Origin of the sequence: Amycolatopsis thailandensis (genome assembly GCF_042723255.1) — a bacterium.
GTDB classification, from domain to species: domain Bacteria; phylum Actinomycetota; class Actinomycetes; order Mycobacteriales; family Pseudonocardiaceae; genus Amycolatopsis; species Amycolatopsis thailandensis.
The window spans coordinates 1-17,544 of record NZ_JBHXJK010000054.1; the positions used below are offsets into that span (position 1 = coordinate 1).

General features: G+C 65.5%; 15 protein-coding genes and 1 tRNA gene. 9 read left to right on the top strand and 7 right to left on the bottom strand.

Annotated elements, in window-relative coordinates:
- Positions 1 to 26: 26 nt before the first annotated feature.
- Positions 27 to 794 (bottom strand): S1 family peptidase, encoded by a 768-nt coding sequence (locus tag ACFWMR_RS22060; RefSeq protein ID WP_093939174.1) that lies wholly within the window; start codon positions 792 to 794, stop codon positions 27 to 29.
- 205 nt (positions 795 to 999) lie between these two features.
- Positions 1,000 to 1,719 carry a S1 family peptidase gene (locus ACFWMR_RS22065; protein ID WP_093939175.1) on the bottom strand — a complete coding sequence of 240 codons (720 nt, stop codon included), beginning with the start codon at positions 1,717 to 1,719 and terminating at the stop codon, positions 1,000 to 1,002.
- Between the two features lie 459 nt (positions 1,720 to 2,178).
- Between ACFWMR_RS22065 and ACFWMR_RS22070 the strand changes: the two genes are divergently transcribed.
- Positions 2,179 to 3,129, top strand: coding sequence for a hypothetical protein (locus ACFWMR_RS22070; protein WP_378379699.1), 951 nt, complete (start codon positions 2,179 to 2,181; stop codon positions 3,127 to 3,129).
- Between the two features lie 25 nt (positions 3,130 to 3,154).
- Here ACFWMR_RS22070 and ACFWMR_RS22075 read toward each other — a convergent pair whose 3' ends face one another.
- Entirely contained in the window at positions 3,155 to 3,568 is a 414-nt protein-coding gene (locus ACFWMR_RS22075; RefSeq protein WP_093939177.1) for a VOC family protein, read from the bottom strand.
- An 82-nt stretch (positions 3,569 to 3,650) separates the two neighbouring features.
- Between ACFWMR_RS22075 and ACFWMR_RS22080 the strand changes: the two genes are divergently transcribed.
- From ACFWMR_RS22080 to ACFWMR_RS22090, 3 genes are all read left to right on the top strand, one after another.
- On the top strand, positions 3,651 to 4,520 hold the full coding sequence (locus ACFWMR_RS22080; RefSeq protein ID WP_378277996.1) for a sigma-70 family RNA polymerase sigma factor: 870 nt from the start codon (positions 3,651 to 3,653) through the stop codon (positions 4,518 to 4,520).
- Positions 4,521 to 4,523: 3 nt separating this feature from the next.
- Positions 4,524 to 4,886, top strand: coding sequence for a VOC family protein (locus ACFWMR_RS22085; RefSeq protein ID WP_378379700.1), 363 nt, complete (start codon positions 4,524 to 4,526; stop codon positions 4,884 to 4,886).
- A 113-nt stretch (positions 4,887 to 4,999) separates the two neighbouring features.
- Positions 5,000 to 5,728 carry an SAM-dependent methyltransferase gene (locus ACFWMR_RS22090; RefSeq protein ID WP_378379701.1) on the top strand — a complete coding sequence of 243 codons (729 nt, stop codon included), beginning with the start codon at positions 5,000 to 5,002 and terminating at the stop codon, positions 5,726 to 5,728.
- Positions 5,729 to 5,764: 36 nt separating this feature from the next.
- Here the strand turns inward: ACFWMR_RS22090 and ACFWMR_RS22095 are convergent, their stop codons facing one another.
- Complete coding sequence (locus ACFWMR_RS22095; RefSeq protein WP_378379702.1) at positions 5,765 to 6,250, bottom strand: hypothetical protein; 486 nt, start codon at positions 6,248 to 6,250, stop codon at positions 5,765 to 5,767.
- An 82-nt stretch (positions 6,251 to 6,332) separates the two neighbouring features.
- Between ACFWMR_RS22095 and ACFWMR_RS22100 the strand changes: the two genes are divergently transcribed.
- The 4 genes from ACFWMR_RS22100 (at position 6,333) to ACFWMR_RS22115 (ending at position 10,726) form a co-directional block, all read left to right on the top strand.
- The gene (locus ACFWMR_RS22100; protein WP_378379703.1) at positions 6,333 to 7,031 is read left to right on the top strand and encodes an NUDIX hydrolase; all 699 of its coding nucleotides are present in this window, start codon (positions 6,333 to 6,335) and stop codon (positions 7,029 to 7,031) included.
- 182 nt (positions 7,032 to 7,213) lie between these two features.
- Entirely contained in the window at positions 7,214 to 8,080 is an 867-nt protein-coding gene (locus ACFWMR_RS22105) for a 5'-methylthioadenosine/S-adenosylhomocysteine nucleosidase family protein (protein WP_378379704.1), read from the top strand.
- Positions 8,077 to 10,068 (top strand): hypothetical protein, encoded by a 1,992-nt coding sequence (locus ACFWMR_RS22110; RefSeq protein ID WP_378379705.1) that lies wholly within the window; start codon positions 8,077 to 8,079, stop codon positions 10,066 to 10,068. Before ACFWMR_RS22105 ends, ACFWMR_RS22110 begins: the two co-directional genes overlap by 4 nt.
- A gap of 16 nt (positions 10,069 to 10,084) precedes the next feature.
- The gene (locus tag ACFWMR_RS22115) at positions 10,085 to 10,726 is read left to right on the top strand and encodes a hypothetical protein (protein ID WP_378379706.1); all 642 of its coding nucleotides are present in this window, start codon (positions 10,085 to 10,087) and stop codon (positions 10,724 to 10,726) included.
- 3 nt (positions 10,727 to 10,729) lie between these two features.
- Here ACFWMR_RS22115 and ACFWMR_RS22120 read toward each other — a convergent pair whose 3' ends face one another.
- From ACFWMR_RS22120 to ACFWMR_RS22130, 3 genes are all read right to left on the bottom strand, one after another.
- Positions 10,730 to 11,578, bottom strand: a complete 849-nt coding sequence (locus tag ACFWMR_RS22120; RefSeq protein ID WP_378379707.1) for a serine peptidase — start codon at positions 11,576 to 11,578, stop codon at positions 10,730 to 10,732.
- A 12-nt stretch (positions 11,579 to 11,590) separates the two neighbouring features.
- Entirely contained in the window at positions 11,591 to 15,790 is a 4,200-nt protein-coding gene (locus ACFWMR_RS22125) for a hypothetical protein (protein WP_378379708.1), read from the bottom strand.
- Positions 15,791 to 15,983: 193 nt separating this feature from the next.
- Positions 15,984 to 16,056: transfer RNA gene (locus ACFWMR_RS22130), tRNA-Lys, on the bottom strand.
- Positions 16,057 to 16,251: 195 nt separating this feature from the next.
- Between ACFWMR_RS22130 and ACFWMR_RS22135 the strand changes: the two genes are divergently transcribed.
- On the top strand, positions 16,252 to 17,472 hold the full coding sequence (locus tag ACFWMR_RS22135) for a L,D-transpeptidase (protein WP_378379709.1): 1,221 nt from the start codon (positions 16,252 to 16,254) through the stop codon (positions 17,470 to 17,472).
- Positions 17,473 to 17,544 lie beyond the last annotated feature (72 nt).

Below are 17,544 nucleotides of genomic sequence, written 5' to 3' on the forward strand. Positions count from 1 at the left end.
GATCGGCAGGCGGCCCGCCCTCGCCGTCAGACCCCGCTGGTCTGACGGATCCAGTCACGGCCCGCGGCGACGCTGCCGTAGCTGGTGGTGCTGGACCGGTCGCTGGTCGAGCACACGCCGACCTGGACACCGTCGTCGATCATCGGGCCGCCCGAGTCCCCGCCCGCGACCGCGCCGTTCGGGGTGTCGGCGTCGATGGCCGGGCCGCCGTAGTTGTCCTGGGCGTTCGTGTCGGAGATGCGGACCGTCGCCTGCTTGAGCACCTTCGACTGGTGGTCGCCTTCGTGGTCGGCCTGGGTCGCGCCCCAGCCGTACACGCGGGCGGAATCCCCTTCCTGAGCGTCGGAAGAGCTGCTCGCGAGCTTCGCGAACGTGCTTCCACCGTCTGCGTTCAGCTTGATCAGGGCGAGGTCGCCGCCCGAGTAGAGATAGGTCGCCGAAGCCTTGGCGTGCACGCCACCGGAAGCGCTGTTGGAACCGATGTAGAGGTCGATGTCCTTCAGGCGCTGCCCGTTGTTGTCGTACAGGCAGTGCTTGGCGGTGAGCACCCAGCGCGAGCTGATCAGCGTGCTGGTGCAGAAGAAGGTGTAGCCGTTGGCGTGGCCGTTGAACCGGGCGATGTAGCCGGGGTTCTGGGCGGTGCTGCCGCCGATGATCGACGGCGCGGCACCGGGCGAGACCGGGGCGGTCGGGGCGCTCGCCGCCGCGGGCGCGGCGGCCAGGGTCGCGAACGCGGCACAGGTACCGGCGAGAAGGGCGATGGCACGGGCGACGCTGCCGGTGTTCTCACGCATGGGGACTCCTCGGGAAAACGCAGGGGAGGGGGACACTTCGAACGTATTCAGCCGAGGTGCTCCGGGAAATCCGCGAGAAGATCCGAACGGATCAACGGGAAAGAACAGTTCTTTCGGAGGATTGCGCCGCGCGCCGCTGTCCAAAATGGACGAAAAACGGCACGCCTCGATGGACGAGGCGTGCCGTTTTTCCGTGCTACGGCGCTCAGACGCCGGTCTGCTGCTTGATCCAGCTCAGGTGCTGGGCGATGCCGGTGTAGAGGGTGCTGGTCGCGCACTCGCCGCCGTTGTCGCCGGGGCCGTGCGTCTCGCCGACCAGGGTCCAGCGTCCGGTGGTGCCGACGACAGCCGGTCCGCCGGAGTCGCCGTGGCAGGCCGAATGCGTGCGGTCGCCGGAGATGCAGACGTCACCGGAGCCGCCACCGCCGGCGTAGCAGGAGCTGCTGGGGAGGACACGGAGATCGATCTGGCGCAACGTGGTCGGAGTGCTGCAGCTCGGCCAGCTGGTGCAGCCCCAGCCGAGGAGCCGCGCGGTGGTGTTCGGCGCCGGGTTGCTCGTGGCCATCGGGACCGGGGTGGCGCGGACGGCCGTGGACAGGTGCATCAGGGTGAGGTCGGTGCCGGGTTTGTTGACCCGGCGGTCGATCCTGCCGACCTCTCCGCCGGAGTTCTTGTTCGTCGAACCGATCCGGCCCTGCGAAGCGCTGCCGCAGTGGGTGGCCGTCACGATCCACTGGGGCGCGACGAGGCTGCCGCCGCAGCCGTTGTTGAGCGAGACCATGAAGCTGTAGGTCTCCGTGGCGGTGCCGCCTCCGATGATCGAGGGCTGGACACCCGAGTCCGTCTGAGCGTTCGCGATTCCGGGTGCGGACACCGCCAGTGCCGCCGCCAGGATCCCGAGAGCGACTGAAGCCAGTTTTCGCATGGTTGCTCACAATCGGGCGGCAAAGCCGCCTGGTGGTCGTGGGTGAACGGGGGGATGGGGAATCCGGCAGAGGTGCTCGATGCCGGCCCGATCAAAGATGTCCGACAAGAGGAGAGGCGGAATACCTTCGTAGGTAGGGATACGAAAGTCGCGGATCGTTCCGCCTGGGGCAGAGGAGGCGGAACACTGGCTCGCCTCGGTTTTTCCGTTGAGAGGCAAGTCATCACCGCCGGAAGCCCGGAACGTTCACGCCTCGGGATCGGGAACACGCCGTGCGGGAATCGGGCCGTCGGAATGGTTTCTCCGAATTGTCCGGAATACGGTCATCGTCGAAAGGTTCGCGCCCGGGGATTATGTGTGCCGGATAGAAATCCCTGGCAACGGAACAGGACAGTACTTTCTGCGGATTGCGCCTCCGTCGAAAGGCGATCCAAGATCACAGCGGAGGTCGAGAAGCCGATGTCGCTGTTCGCCGTCACCCCTGGCACCCGCGCCGACGAGGAACTGGTGCGCGCGCTCGCCACCGGGCCCTTCAGCAAGGCTTTGTCGCAGGCCATCGACCGCAGCGGGCTGGGACTGGGCAGGGTGAAGGAGCGGCTCGCCAGAGCGGGTGTGTCGATCAGCACGACGACGCTGAGCTACTGGCGGACCGGGCGGACCCGGCCCGAGCGCCCCGAGTCGCTGCGGGCCGTCGCCTTGCTGGAGGACCTGCTGGGGCTTCCCCCGGCATCCTTGCGGGATCTGCTGCACCGGCCGGAAAGCGAACGTTCCGCGATACGCCGCGTCGTCGGCTGGGACCGGCTGTGGGATCCGCGAGAGCCGGTGCTTTCCGTGCTGCACTCGTTCGAATCGGCGGACGAGCCTTCCGTCGTGCTGTTGAGCCTGCACGAATCCCTGTACGTCGGCGCCGACCGGACGCTGACGCGGCAGCGGGTGCGCGAGGTCGTCCGTGCCACCGACGAACCGGTCCAGACCAGGGTCGTGGCCCTGCGCGGCTGCGCGCCGGGAAGCCCGCCGAAGCTGGTGGCGACCCGGTACTGCGTGCCCGGCCGCACCGAGATGCTCACCGAACAGGCGCTCATCGTCAGCGAACTGGTGCCGAACCGGATGCTCGCGCCCGGCGAGACCGCGATCTTCGAGTACGAGTTCGAGTACACCGACGGCGTCCCCGACGACCGCTACGACCGCCGGTTCCGCCATTCGACGCCGGAGTACCTCCTGGAGATCCACTTCGCTCCGGAGGCGATGCCGTCGAGCTGTCATTCGTATCGGATCGACCACGTCTCCGGCCCGGAGCGGGACGTCGCCGACGTGCCGCTCTCGACGCTTTCTCCCGCGATCGCGTTCACGAGCGCGGTGACGCCCGGGATCCGGGGGATGGCCTGGACCTGGCCTGCCGAGACCGGTTGAACCGGGTTCGGCAGGCCGGACCCGGCTATTCCGCGTAGAGCTGGTCCGTTCCCTGGGCGCTGTAGCCGAGGCTCCAGATGTAGCCGTCCAGGTCCGCGAAGGTGCCGCCGTATCCGCCCCACGGCAAGGCGCCGGCGGGCTTGAGGACGGTGGCGCCCGCCTTCTCGGCTTCGGCGATGATCTCGTCGACACGCTCCTCACTGCGGACGACGTAGGTGAGGACCAGCCCGCTGAAACCGCTGCCCTCAGCGCTCGTGCCCACCTGGTCTGCCAGGCCTTCGCGCCGGTAGAAGCCGACGGGCGACGCTCCGTCCGACTCGAAGAACACGGAGACGCCGTAGTTGTTCTTGATCTTCCAGCCCAGCCCCTCGGTGTAGAACCGCTTGGCCCGGTCCATGTCCTCGACGGCGAGGAGGATCGAGCTGACGTGCGCTTTCATTCCCTGTCTCCTTCGTGCTGTCACATCGGCGTGGTGTCGCCGGTCAAACGGGATGACAGGTCCGGACGGAGGAATGTGACAGATGGTCGAACAGGACTGGCTGACCGAGCGGTTCGCCGAACACCACGATCGCCTGCGGGCGGTGGCCTACCGGATGCTCCGTTCCCCCGGCGACGCCGAGGACGCGGTGCAGGAGGCGTGGCTGCGGGTCAGCCGGGCTGACACCGGACAGGTGGAAAATCCGGGTGGATGGCTGACCACGGTCGTCGCCCGGGTCTGCCTGAACATGCTCGAGGCGCGTCAGGTCCGGCGCGAGGAGCCCGCCGGCGCGCTGCCGCCCGAGCCCGTCTCGTCGCAGGCGGGCCCTGAGGACGACGCGCTGCTGGCCGACTCGGTCGGGGTGGCGTTGATGGTGGTGCTGGACACCCTGACTCCCGCCGAGCGGCTCGCCTTCGTGCTGCACGACATCTTCGCCGTGTCGTTCGGCGAGATCGGCGAGATCATCGACCGCTCGCCGGCCGCGGCCCGGCAGCTCGCCAGCCGGGCCCGGCGGCGGGTACAGGGAGCGGCCGCCGCGTCTGACGCCGCGAGATCCCGTAAGCGCGAGGTCGTCGAGGCGTTCCTTGCCGCCTCGCGTGACGGGGACTTCGCCGCCCTGCTCTCGCTGCTCGACGCGAACGCCGTGCTCGTCGCCGACCCGGCGGCCGTGCGGATGGGCGCGACCGCCGAGGCACGCGGCGCCGACGCGGTGGCGGCCGTCTTCTCCGGACGGGCCGAGGCCGCCCGGCTCGCCCTGGTCGACGGCGTTCCAGCGGCGGTCTGGGCACATCGCGGCCGGCCTCAGGTCGTCTTCACGTTCACCGTCGACGACGGGAAGATCACCGGCATCGAGCTCCAGGCCGATCCGGCTCTCCTCGGTGACCTCGACGTGGTCTACCTCGGAGGCGAGTGACACGTGGATCTCAGACTCTCGTGCTGCGCTCTCGCCGTCCACGATCTCGGCGAAGCGATCGGTTTCTACCGCGATGTGCTCGGCTTCAAGGTCCATGACGACGGTCAGAAGGTGAGCGTCAGCCCGCCGTCGCAGCCGGAACTGCGGATCGTCCTCACGACGCCGGACGAGCGGTCGCTGGGCAGTCTCACCTTCGCGACGGACGACTGTGACGCCACCTTCGAGCACATCGAGGCCACCGACGCCGAAGTGATGCAAGAACCCATCGATCGTCCTTACGGCGTCCGCGACTGCGCGTTCCTCGACCCGTCCGGGAACATGCTGCGGTTCAGCCAAAAACGCGTTGTGGACGCGCTTCCCGGCTGACTAGGGTGCGGGCGGCCAGGCCCGTTCCAGAGGAGGAGGTGTGCAGCACATGCGCACAAGTGTCGAGCCGTCGAACCCGATTTCGACAGTCATCCTCTCGAAAGGCCTCACACTTGAACCGCGAACAGATCTCACGCATCGCCCACACTGATCACCCGATCAAGTCGCCGCTCGACGACACCTCGGTCGACAGGCTGCTGGAAGCAGGACTTCCGCGAGGCGATGAACGCGTCCTCGACCTCGGCTGCGGCACCGGGGAGTGGCTGCTGCGTGCCTTGGCCGCCCGTCCGGGCCTGCGGGCCGAGGGCGTCGACATCTCCGAGGACGCCCTGCGCCAGGCTCGCCGTGCCGCCGATGACCGCCTCGTCCTGCACCACCAAGACGCCGCGGGTTTCACTTCGGCCGACCAGTTCGATTTGGTGATCAGCGTCGGTGCCACGCACGCTTTCGGCGGCCTGCTCCCCACACTGGCCGCGGCCCGGCGGCATCTGGCGCCCGGCGGCCGCGTCCTGATCGGAGACGGCTTCTGGGAGCGGCCGCCGTCCGCTGAAGCCGTCGAGATGCTGGGGGAGGGCGCCGATCTGGCGACCACCGTGGACCGCGTGGTCACGGACGGATGGACCCCGGTCCACGGGCACGTCAGCACGCGCCACGAACTGGACGCCTACGAATGGTCCTGCTGGGGGTCGCTGGCCTCCTGGGCTCTTGACCATCCCGCCGATCCGGACAGCGCGGAAGCGCTCGCGATGGCGAACCTTCGCCGGACCGAATGGCTCCGGGTTTACCGGGACAGCTGGGGATTCGTGTCCCTCGTCCTCGCCCCGACTCCCGGCGAGGCCTGATCAGACGGCAGGGGTTCTCCGCGGGGGACCCCTGCCTCACCCCTTTGCCGGGAGGTCGATCCAGCCATCGGTGTCACGATGCCTGCCGAGCCCGATCGCCTCGAACTCGTCGTGATGGTCACCTTTGCCGACCCCGAGGAGCCGGAGCGCCTGGGAGATCGGGCTGCCGCCAGGTGGAGTCGGCTGGTTCTCCTCAAGGTGCAGCGGTCCGAGGACGACCCGTCCTTTGTCCCATACCTGTGCGCTCTGTGTGCCTACCCCTCCGAAGTACTCGGCTTCGAGGTAGGCCACCGGACCGCTCGCCGAACAATCGGCCAGCCTGCGGTCGAATCCCGCGGGCATCTTCCAGAATCCGTCGAGTCGGGGTGCGTCGGTGTCGGTGACCGCGTCGAACAGTTCGTCGGTCATCGGGAGTAGCGAGAGCCGCTGCCCCAGCGGCACGATGTGTGCGGCGTCGGTGTTACCGGCCAGCTTGCTCAGTAACGGATGGGCGGCGACGACGGCTTGCAGCGTGTATCCCATGGCTCATTATCTCTCGGCCGTCAGTCCTTCGGGGCGACGGCGATCGGCAAGGGGATGTGACGCCAGTGGGTAGTCTTCGCGCATGAGCCGCGCCCGGCAGACTGTCACTCTCACCGCCGACCTGGTCATTCTGACCATTCGGGACGGTGGGCTGTGCGTGCTCCTGGTGGAGCGGAAGAACGACCCGTTCCGGGGCCACATGGCTTTGCCCGGTGGATTCCTGCGCGGTGACGAGTCGCTAGAGCTGACCGCGGCGCGAGAGCTGGCCGAGGAAACAGGGCTCGATGCCGAGACGTTGAAGCTGCAGCAGGTGGGTGTGTACTCCGCGCCGGACCGGGACCCGCGGCGTCCGCGGGTGGTGACTTGCGCCTACCTCGCTATCGCGCCGGACCTGCCTGTGCCTGTCGCCGGTTCCGACGCGCGAACCGCCCGCTGGTCGCCGGTCGCGGAGGCCGCAGACCTGATGCTGGCCTTCGACCACGATCGCATCCTGGCCGACGCGGTGGAACTGGCTCGCACGCTGCTGCAGTTCAGCTCCATCGCCACCGCATTCTGCGGCCCTGAGTTCACCATCGCCGACTTGCGCGAGGTTTACGAAGCGGTGTGGGGGGTCGTGCTGGACAAGCCGAACTTCCACCGGAAGGTCACCGACGCAGACGGCTTCGTGGTGCCCACCGGCGAGAAGCGAGCTTCCCTTACCGGCAGGCCCGCTGCCCTTTATCGGGCAGGCGACGCGGCCGAGCTGGTCCCACCGATGATGCGGTCACGCTTCGGGGCCTGACGCAGTTTTTGTCATTCTGACCATTGGCTCTACGCAGGGCTTGCCGCGGGCACGTGTTCGTGTCATTCTGACAATAAGCGCGAGGCCGCTGCTGGCCCCGCTGATCTCGCCGGACGCCTCGTGGGGGAGTCCGTTCCTGAATCACCCTGACCGTGTTGGAGTGAAAACCAGTGAATGTGATCATGACCGCGCTGCCCGTGGAACACACGGCCGTGCTTGAGCACCTTGTCGATGTACGTCCGCACCGGCACAAACTGGGCACCGTGTTCGATGTCGGTACGGTCGCGGGACATCCGGGACATCGGGTCGCGGTTGTTCAGACCGGCGCCGGCACCACGACCGCCGCCACGCTCACCGAACGGGCCAATGCCGAGTTCGCCCCTGAGGCCATGGTGTTCGTCGGCGTCGCGGGTGCGTTGCGCGACTGGCTCATGACCGGTGATGTGGTCGTGGCGACCAAGATCTACTCCTACCAGGGCGGCCGCAGCGAAGATGACGAGTTCCTGGTGCGCCCTTCCGCTTGGTCCGTCTCGCACCGTCTCGATCAGGAGGCGCGAAGGTTGCCACGCGGTGGCGCTTGGCATTCGTTCCTGCCTGGTGGGGCGGAGGGTGGTGCGCCGATGGTCTATTTCGAAGCCGTCGCGGTGGGCGATGTCGTCCTCAATTCCCGTGTTTCCGAACTGGCCGAGCGGCTGCACAAGTCTTACAACGACGCAGTGGCCATCGACATGGAGAGTTCCGGTTTCGCGCACGCGGCCCATCTCGGCGACCAGGTCCGCGCCGTGGCGGTGCGAGGCATCAGCGACTTCGCAGACGGCCGGAAAGCCGCTGCGGACGGCGAAGGCGGACAACAGCTCGCTGCTCGCAACGCGGCGGCCTTCGCCATCGCGCTGATCACCGCCCTCGAACCCGACGATGACGCTGCCGGCGCCGATGAGCCACCGCCGTCCCCGGTCCCCACCATTCGCAACAAGAACATCGCGCGGGACAACGCCCGGGTAGGGCAGCAGAACGGCGTCCACTTCGGCTCCTTCCGGGGTTTCCGATGAGCGGGGACACAGTCGTCGAGAGCATCGAGAACGAGAATATCGCTTCCGGCAACGCCCAGGTCGGCCAGCAGATCGGTGTGCAAAACGTAGAGAGCGTCTTCCATGACGCGACCATCTACACCGTCTCCGACGAGGACACCGCCGAGCGCAGGCACGATGTCGCGCTCGCCTATCTCATCGGCGGTTTGCCCCGCCGCGCCGAAAAACTGTTCGGCGAGCTTGTCTTCAACGGGCATCAGTCGACCGAACGCATCTATTACTACGTGCTGTCCGTGTTCAGCGAACGCGGTTTCGGAGACCTCACGGTGGACCTGGCCAGAAGAATCCGGGACGTGGGAAAGCTCTGCGCCTCACTATCGGACGATGAATGGTCCCGATCACACCGCGTTGTCCAGAGCCTCGTCGACCTCGTCCGGACCGATGCCGGTGGCGGATCCTTCACCACCGTGGCCGCGTTCGGTGAACTTTCCGCCGAGCGGCAGGACGAGATCAGCCGGCATCTTTCGCTGTTGGTCACCGGCGTCCTGGAGCGCCAGCTCGATGCCGAGCGAAAGCACAAGGTCAGTATCGAACGCCTTTCCCGGAATCGACAGGAACGGGCCCGGAAGTTCTTCGAACCCGAACCCGCGAAGCCCGCCAGGTATCGGGTCCGGACGTCCACCGCGGACAGCGATCGCAGCCGCCCTCTGTTCATCGGGGGCACGGTCACGGTGCTCTCCTTCGCCGGACTGTTCTTCGGACCGATGAATCTTCTTTTCTGGGGCGGATTGCTGCTGCTGATCGCGGGCAGTGTCGTGATGATCCGCTACGGCGTCGAGTACACCGGGCATGTGCTGCATCTTGCCTCTCGACGTGACGCGGCACTGCCCGCGGACGAACCGTCCGAGCCCAGCCAGGTCGACAAGCTCATCGAGCGTTGTTTTCGCGACGCGAGCCCGCCGGATGCCGAAGACTGGTCTTGGTACGCGGCCGGGCACCGTTGGTACCTGCGGCGCAGATTCAATGATTGGCTGCGGTACGACCAGAACTACAGCCAGAGCGTCAAACGGTTGAAATGGCTGTTCGATTGGCACGCCCGGCGAGTTGCCATGCAGTGGCAGGGCCTCGACACTCGGCTTCACGCAGAACCCGCTGCCCCGAGTGGCGCCCGTAACCGGCAGATGGCCGGAGTCCTGGTGACCGTGGCGGGGTTGGGTCTCCTGGGGCTCACTCTCCGCTGGCAGGTCGTGCCGCTCGCGATGGGGGGTTGGTCCGCGTTTCCCGCGGTGATCGAACTTTTCGCTGCCCGCAAGGCGACCCGGCTCCTCTCGGCTGACGCGGACGCGCTGTTCGAGCAAGAGATGGCCGAGTACGGGCGGTGGCGAGATGAGCTGTCCGATCGCCCGGACGACATCGACATGGCCCGGTGGTTGGCCCTGGACAAGGCCTACATCAAGGCGGAAGCGTTGCGTAAAGGCGATATCGCCGAACAGGACCTCGTCTCGCACGTCGTCCTCAATCAGCAAGCACCCGGTGCCCGGCGCGGGGTGGTCTCGCACGGCCCACCGCGGTACGAGGCGTATCTGGTCACCGTCATTTTGTTGACCCGGCATGGCATCCGGGAATCGCGGGTATATCTGAACTTCACCACCGGAGAGGTCAAGAACGAGGTGTGGAACGTCTTCGGCTACGACCGCATCGCTTCCGCCTCACTGAGAGTCAAGGAGAAGCAGGTCAAGAACCCGGGAGAGCTGGAGCGCAAGGTATGCAATCGGCAATTCCGCCTCCGGCTGCTGGACGGCGTGGAGATCTTCACCATCAGCGATCGCCCCGACGGCGAGAACGACGCGGAAGTCGACGACGAGGCGGAGCTGAAAGAGCTCGCCGCGGCGACCTCCGGAATGGACGCGGCGCTTCCCATCCTGGAGGCCGTGGCGCACAAAGGCCGTGACTGGATCGAGTTCGAGAACGACCGCCGGACCATGTGGTCGCATAGCTGGTCGGATTGACGGAGGTGCCAAGCCGATGAGTGGAGCTCAAATTGAGGAAGCCATGCTCGAAGACTCGTCCAGTGCCATCCTGCTGGCGGAGTACGAAGCCCTCAAAGCGGAACAGACGTCACGGATTGTGTTGCGTGACCGGCTGATGTACGCGGCGCTGGCAGCGCTGACGGCGACGCTGGCCTTGGTGGTCCAGTCGACCGGTCGTCGTCCGTACCTGCTCCTGCTGCTGCCGTTGGTGTGCGTGGTCCTGGGCTGGACCTACTTCGTCAACGATCAGAAGATCTCGGCGATCGGCAGGTATCTGGGGCGGCAGCTGGCGCCCTCGCTCGTGGCGTCCACCCAGTGTGCGGGTCAACTGCTCACCTGGGAGTCCGTTCACCGACGCGATCCACTGAGGCGACTCGACAAGTCCATGCAGCTTCTCGTGGACCTGCTGATGTTCGCAGTCCCGGCACTGGTGTCGGTCGTGCTCTGCTGGACGGCTGAAGACCTGCGTGCGGATCTGCTCGTCGTATCGATCGCCGAGGCTCTGTTGACCTTCGGATTCGCGGTCCGTGTTATCGCCGCCGCCGACCTGTGGGCAGGGGGTGGACTGCGGCGCTCGGAGAGGCCGAAGTCTGGAAAAGCTCACTGCGGCCCGTGCCGAACCAGGCTCTTTCGGTAGTTCTCAAGACGGCTCAAACCCATTCGCGATCAGCGTGGCGGTCCGCGGATGCTCGAGGTATCTACCCATCTTGTGGAAGTTGAACGGCCCTATCGAAAAAGTCGCATGCCGATCGACCGGGAATCGGTCACCGAGACGGATCGGCAACGCGACCAGATCGCTCGGATCGGCGACGTTGATCCACTTTGCAACACACGCCGGTTTCGCGCCCATGCCACCTTCGGGCTCTGGCAGCAGTGCGTCGAAGATCCCACCGGGCAACCCGAGCGGCGAACCTAGGGTCACGAATCGGTCGACTCGGAGTTCCGGATGGGCATGCAACGCCTCGTAGGCGACGATCGAACCGAGTGAATGGGCCAGTACCACCGACGGCCGATGCTGCTCGATCGCGGTCGCGACGACTTCGCATGCTGCACGCCGGCGTGCCGGTTTCGTCAAATAGCTGTGCACCTCGCGAACCAGCCCGACGCCGATTCTGGTCAGCACGCCGATCGAGACGCGGCGCTTTTGGACGAGCCAGTCAAGCGCCTGGCGCAGCGGTGCCAGCAGTAGCCCTTGTGCCTCCTGTGGTTCGGGGACGCCGACCTCGATCAGCCAAGCCCGGAGTAACGACGCCTCCGCCGGACTGAGTGTGCCGAGTAGTTCCTCTACGGAGCCCTGGGCTTCTGGTTCGGCGAGAAGATCGGCGTAGTAGGCGACGTTGACCGCATACAGGCTCGCGTTGTCGAGTCCTGCCGCCGTGTAGCCCGCAGAGAGGCAGTGATGCCACTCAGTCGCCAGATCGCGAGCGGCATCATCAGGTTCCCAGCCTGGACGGTAGTTGCCGATTCCGTGTACCGCTACGATATTCATCGCATGGCTCCTTCAGGCCGATCGGCGACGGTGCGTCGTTACGTAGAATAATGGATATTCACGCCAATCTCCGGCGATCGGAGCGATTTCGTAGGTGTCGCGGGTCAATTCGATCACGTCGTACCCGTCTTCGCCCACCATGCCCCCGACCCATTGAGCGAGCCGGGATTCACTTGTTTCAATGGAAGTGTGCAGTGTGAAGGCGGTATCGGTCTGCGGTACACCGTTCCACCAATCCTCATCTGTTTGCAGGTCCCACCCGTTCGCCGCCGCGTCATCGCAGAGGAGGTCACCTGGGAACCAGACGATGACATGGCTGCGTTTTGGTGGGTCGATCTTTGTGTACTGTGCTTTGTTTAATGCGGAATTTTCGGCGAAATCGAACACGGAATCCTCGCCGTCGAAACACGCGGCCACCGCGTCACGGGTCGCGGAAAGCTTCACGGCTGAATAGGTGCCCGTCGGTAGATGTACCGGGCAGCCTAGGGCTGATCCCGTGACCGCGTCCCACACTCTGACGGTGGCGTCACGCGCGGAGCTGACGATCAGCGTCCTGTGGTCGGTCGCCGTGATGGCGATCGAGAGGACAGCACCTTCATGGCCGGACAGCACACACGATTGTGAACCTGAAATGAGGTCCCATACGCGGATGGCATGATCCTCACCACCACTGACACAGACCGGGTGCCCTTCGAGTTCGGCACAGGCAAACGCGAGTAGGTAGGTCTCATCGCCCCCGAGTTCGTGCACAAGAGCACCATCCGCGACATCGTGAACCATGATCCTGCCCGCAGTCAGCTCGACGGCCATCAACCTTCCTTCGACCGAGATGTACTGGGCGGTGTCCACTGAATCATCGTGGGCGGTGAAGCCGTCGAACCAGGTGCCGTCGGCAGCGTCCCACAACCGCACCCGCCCGTCGTTGTCCGAACTGACAAGTGCTTGCCGTTCGCGAATCGTCATGAGGACCGGCACGACCTCCGCTGTCTGACGGCGCCCCGCATGCGCGCGGTGGGAAACGTCCCACACTCGAACGAATCCGCTGCCGTTCGCGCTGATCGCGACGGGGAAGCCACCCAGTGAACCGGCGGCGACAGCCGAAACCCGCCGTTCGTCATTCGAGTGGGCCCGCAGCAGGTATACCCGACTCTTCCGGGCGGTGTCTCTGCTGTCGGAGGGAGCCTCGTAGATCTCAAGGCCGGCATCGTAGCCGTGTAGTCGGTGCAGAATGGAACCATCATGAGGCGCGCAAACCTCGACAGTTCCGTAGCGGAATCCGTTGATCTCCACCAGTCTATCGTCGATGAGTCCCCATGCTTGCGCCGTCAGATCTTCGTCTTCTCGAAGGTCTTCCGCGTACAGAAGGCGTGCAGTCAAGCCGCCTTCAGGGGCGTGCTCAACCGAGACCGCGTCTGCTCCCGCAGGTATCTCCACGGCATCGTAAACCGGATCGCCGGTCGGAACACTCCTGCTCAGGAGTTCACCCCCGCTAGTGCTGAGGAAAGCCGTGAATTCACTCTCATATTTCTGGATGCACAGCGCGGACAGATCTTCCTCGTATTCGTGCGCGCTGATGACAGTCGCGTCCGAGATATCCCACATGCACACCATGTTGTCGTCACTGAGACTCACTGCGACGACGACGCCGCGAACATTCGCGGTCTCGATGGCCTTGATCGGCGCTCCGTGCACATCGAAGGTCCGGAGCAGTTCTCCTCGGGCAGCTTCGTGCACGCCTATACGGCCGTTCTTGCCGCCCGTGAGTACCACCGGGATGTTGTGCACGTGCGCCACTGCCACGGCGGTGACATGGTCGACCGGGTCCGGCCCGAAGGTCAGGAGCAGGTTCGGAACCGTGGTCGGGCCGGTGGACCACCTTGGCACGAGCGGAGGACGCTCGGTCGCATCCAAGCCTTCGCACAGTTCCTGGGCAAGCGACCAAGCCCCATGCCGCACTGCCTCGAAAACGAGGACTTGCCTGCGTTGCTCTTTATCGTGCGAAGAGAACCACATGGCGGCTTGGCGATGCACATACGCGTGCTTCCTCGCGGTTGAAGAGGTCGCCGCGCCGAGTCGCCGGGCGATGCTCGTCTCGTCCGCGTGTACGAGAAACCAGGGATCCAGCAGCAGCGCGTCGATCGAGGCCGGAGAGTTGAGGTCTACGGCGTGGTCCATCGCGTTTCTGAGCAAGTAGGGTGACACGAGGTGCCAATCTCGAGATCTCCCGCCCTTCGGCATGACGGACAACAAGCGTTCGGCGATCGCGCGGGCATGCCGCTCATCGGCGAAGTGATCGACAAGTGCTTGGTGGAAGAACCGGTACAGCTGCTTGCCATCAGCGTCCGCGGTGGTGCGGTAATAGAATGACGTCTCGGCAAGCGCATCGCGGACATCTTCCTCGGTCGGGTCGCTGGTGCCGACGGCGAGCGCTGCGTGGTGGATCAGCTCAAGAGGCATCCCTTCGCCTTTGCCGTGGGCGACGGCGACCAGAACCGCTCGAAGCCACGCCGGCCTGCTGTCCAACTGGAGTTCGAGCATGCCGGGAAGATCCGAAGGGAGCCGGTCGAGGGCGTCCGGCACGGACATGGCCGGAGTCCGCACCATGTGGTCGACGAACAGCCCTGCCAGTAGGAATCTGCCGTGACTGATCCGGGCGAGACGCGGTGCCACGCCATCAGCTATTGCTCGACGATCCGCAGCGGCATATTTCGGCGTGGCGTAGAGCAGATCGTCGAGATAGACCTTGAGGTCGATCACCAGTTGTTCGGTCGAAGTGGACGAATCGAGGTCAAGCAGGTTCTCCTGCCGGAGCGCGTACCGCAGTTCCGGGTAGCTTTCCCACCACGGCCGGACTCCGATCAGTACCCGGTGACGCGGGCCGTCGGTGGTGCGGGTGAGCGGAATAATGATCTCGTCGACCAGCTTCACCCCATCGATCGACTCGTCGACCGCATCGATCAGTATGACCGCTGGCTCACCCAACTTCGTGGTCACACTCGCCACCGACCAGCCCCCATCTGGTGCGGGCCCGAGGCCGAGTTGGCTCGCGATCGACTCGAGTACCTCCGTGGTACTTCGGCGCCTAGCGTGGACGGCGACGAAACGGCCGTGCTCAAATGACGGCCGCAGTGCCGCAGGTACCCGCGACCGCACCATGCTTCCCACCCCGGCCAGGTCGGGATGCACCAGGCAAGCGACTACACCCAGCAGTGCCGATTTGCCCGCACCGGGGCTGCCAGTCACGCCGAACAGCCGCGGTCCGTCCACGTCTCGTAGCCATTCCCCGATTCGCTGAAGCTCGCTTGCACGCCCGCTGAAGTAACAACCGCCGAGCGTCGATTCTCTTGGGGGTACACCGGAGGCCCTTGTCCAGAAATGTATCGGGTCCATTCCGGTCACGACGCCGTCCGCGAACTCGCGGAGCGCCGAGTCGAGACCGAGTCGGACCCGGCGTGACAGGTCCCGGCTGTGCACAGGATTTCGGAAGAACGGCGGTACAACAGCCCTGGCGCTCAGCCGTGCGGTCCGCACCACGGTCTGTGGTAGACCGGTCGACCGACGGTCGAGCTCACGATCGATCTCTTCGGCGAAGGTATCGACAGGAAGATGCCGCAGTGACGGCGAAAGATCCAGTTCTCTTTTGCGGAGCCGCTCCAGAACCGCCGTAGCGGCTTGAGTGAACTTGGCACCGTAAGCCAGGCTGTTTTCCTCGCACGCCGCGATGACCCAGGCTTTCCGGTCACAGTCGGGCACGTCTTGCCAGAGCTGGTGGATCGCGGCCGCTCCGGCGCCGCACACATCCAGCAAGAACAAGGTTGGCGGCCCGTCATCGGTATGTTCGGCTTCGTCCAGCCAGCGGCCGACATCGATCGCGGTCGCGGGCAAGCGGCCAGGTTCCGTATCGGCGACCGGCAGGTAGAGCGACTTCCCCCGTGGCACCCCGTGACCGGCGAAGTGCACCACTAAGGGTTCACTGTGCTCACGCAGCGCACGCCATTGTTGTTTCAGAGTCTCCAAGTCCGGGTTCTCGAAGGCGGCGCCGCCGGCGAGTTCTACTCCGTCGGTACGGGACAACACGGCGGCGAGGCCATGTACGGCGGGGGTAACTGACGGCAGCGGAGAGAAGCCCGGGGAACCTATCGAAGCGTCCCACTCACCGTTTGGACCTGGCTCGCGGAACCATGCGGCACCTACGACGAGCGCACGAACCACGGAGCCCTCCCTTGGGAATGAACTCGCTCACGATACTGCTGGTCCAGAGGCAGGTGGCGCGAAAAATCGTCACGGAAGGAACCCTGCCGACTCCCGTCGAGCCTGTGTCGGCTGAGGGGCAGACAACGAACATAGCCCACTGGCAAGATCCTCTTTGAGAAGATATCTTGCCAGTGGGCTATGTTTCGAACTGTGCGCCATCAGGGACTCGAACCCCGAACCCGCTGGTTAAGAGCCAGCTGCTCTGCCAATTGAGCTAATGGCGCCTGCTTGTTCCGCCGCTTTGGTGTTCCCCTCGGCGACGTGGAAAACATTAACACAGGGTTGCTGGGGCCCGTTTCAGGGGGGTCCCCTAACGATCGGCCGACATGGATTCGGCCATCCGGCCGCAGGCGTTGCGGCCGGTCAGGCAGACTATAGCCAGACGTTGGGGTTGGTACCACGCGAAACGGGCGGTGTGCATGAGGGTCTGGGGAGCGACGGGGCGGTCGCGGGTGGCTTTGGTGGCTTTGGTGGCCGGGTTCACACTGGCCGCGTGCACCAGTACACCGTCGGGTGATACTCCGTCTCCGGGTGGCGCGCCCGGTGGTTCGCAGCAGAGCGGCGCGCCCGCTCCCGAGCCGAAGCCCGCCGCGATGACGTTGACCCCGGCGCAGGGTGCGGCGGATGTGGCCCCTGGTGAGCCGGTCACGGTCGCCGTCACCGACGGCAAGGTGGGCGAGGTCAAGCTGACCGGTGCCGACGGCAAGGTCGTCGCGGGCAAGCCGAAGGCGGACGGTTCGGGCTGGGAGTCGGCGGAACCGCTCGGCTACGGCAAGACCTACACCGTCACTGCTGCCGCGACCGGGACGGACGGCAAGCCGGTCACCGCGACCTCGACCTTCTCCACGTCCAAGCCGGGCAAGCAGATCGGCGTCTCGATCAACCTGGTCGAAGGCGAGACGGTCGGCGTTGGGCTGCCGTTGATCTTCACCTTCACCGGCAACGTGCCGGACAAGGCGGCGACCGAGAAGGCGCTGAAGATCGTCACCGAGCCGCAGGCCGAGGGCGCGTTCCACTGGTTCGGTGAGAAGACCGTGATCTGGCGGCCCAAGGAGTACTTCAAGGCGGGCACGAAGATCTCGGTCAACGCGGCGATCTACGGCAAGAACCTCGGCAACAACACCTTCGGCCGTGAGGACAAGCCGGCCAAGGTGGTCGTCGGCGACAAGCTGGTCGCGACCGCGGACGGCGGCACGCACCAGATGAAGGTCGTGGTGAACGACCAAGAGGTCAAGCAGATGCCGATCTCGATGGGCAAGCCGTCGAGCAGCACCCCGGCCGGGACCTACACGGTGATGAGCGAACACACCGGGTACACGATGGACTCGAGCACCTACGGCGTCCCGACGGACAGCAAGGCCGGCTACCGGACGTTCGTGAAGTACGCGGTGCGGATGTCGAACAGCGGCATCTTCTACCACTCGGCGCCGTGGTCGGTCGGTTCGCAGGGCAAGCGGAACGTGAGCCACGGCTGCATCAACCTCTCGACCGAGAACGCGAAGTGGCTGATGGACACTTCCAAGAAGGGCGACATCATCACAGTCGCCAACTCGGGCCCGCAGGTGCTGGAGCCGACCGACGGCTGGTCGGTGTGGCAGATGTCCTGGGACGACTGGAAGACCGGCGGCGACCGGAACTGACCCGATGTCATGAGGGGTGCCCCTATGTAGTTTTTTGTAGTAATGGGGCCCCGCCTGAACTTACTTGGGCGG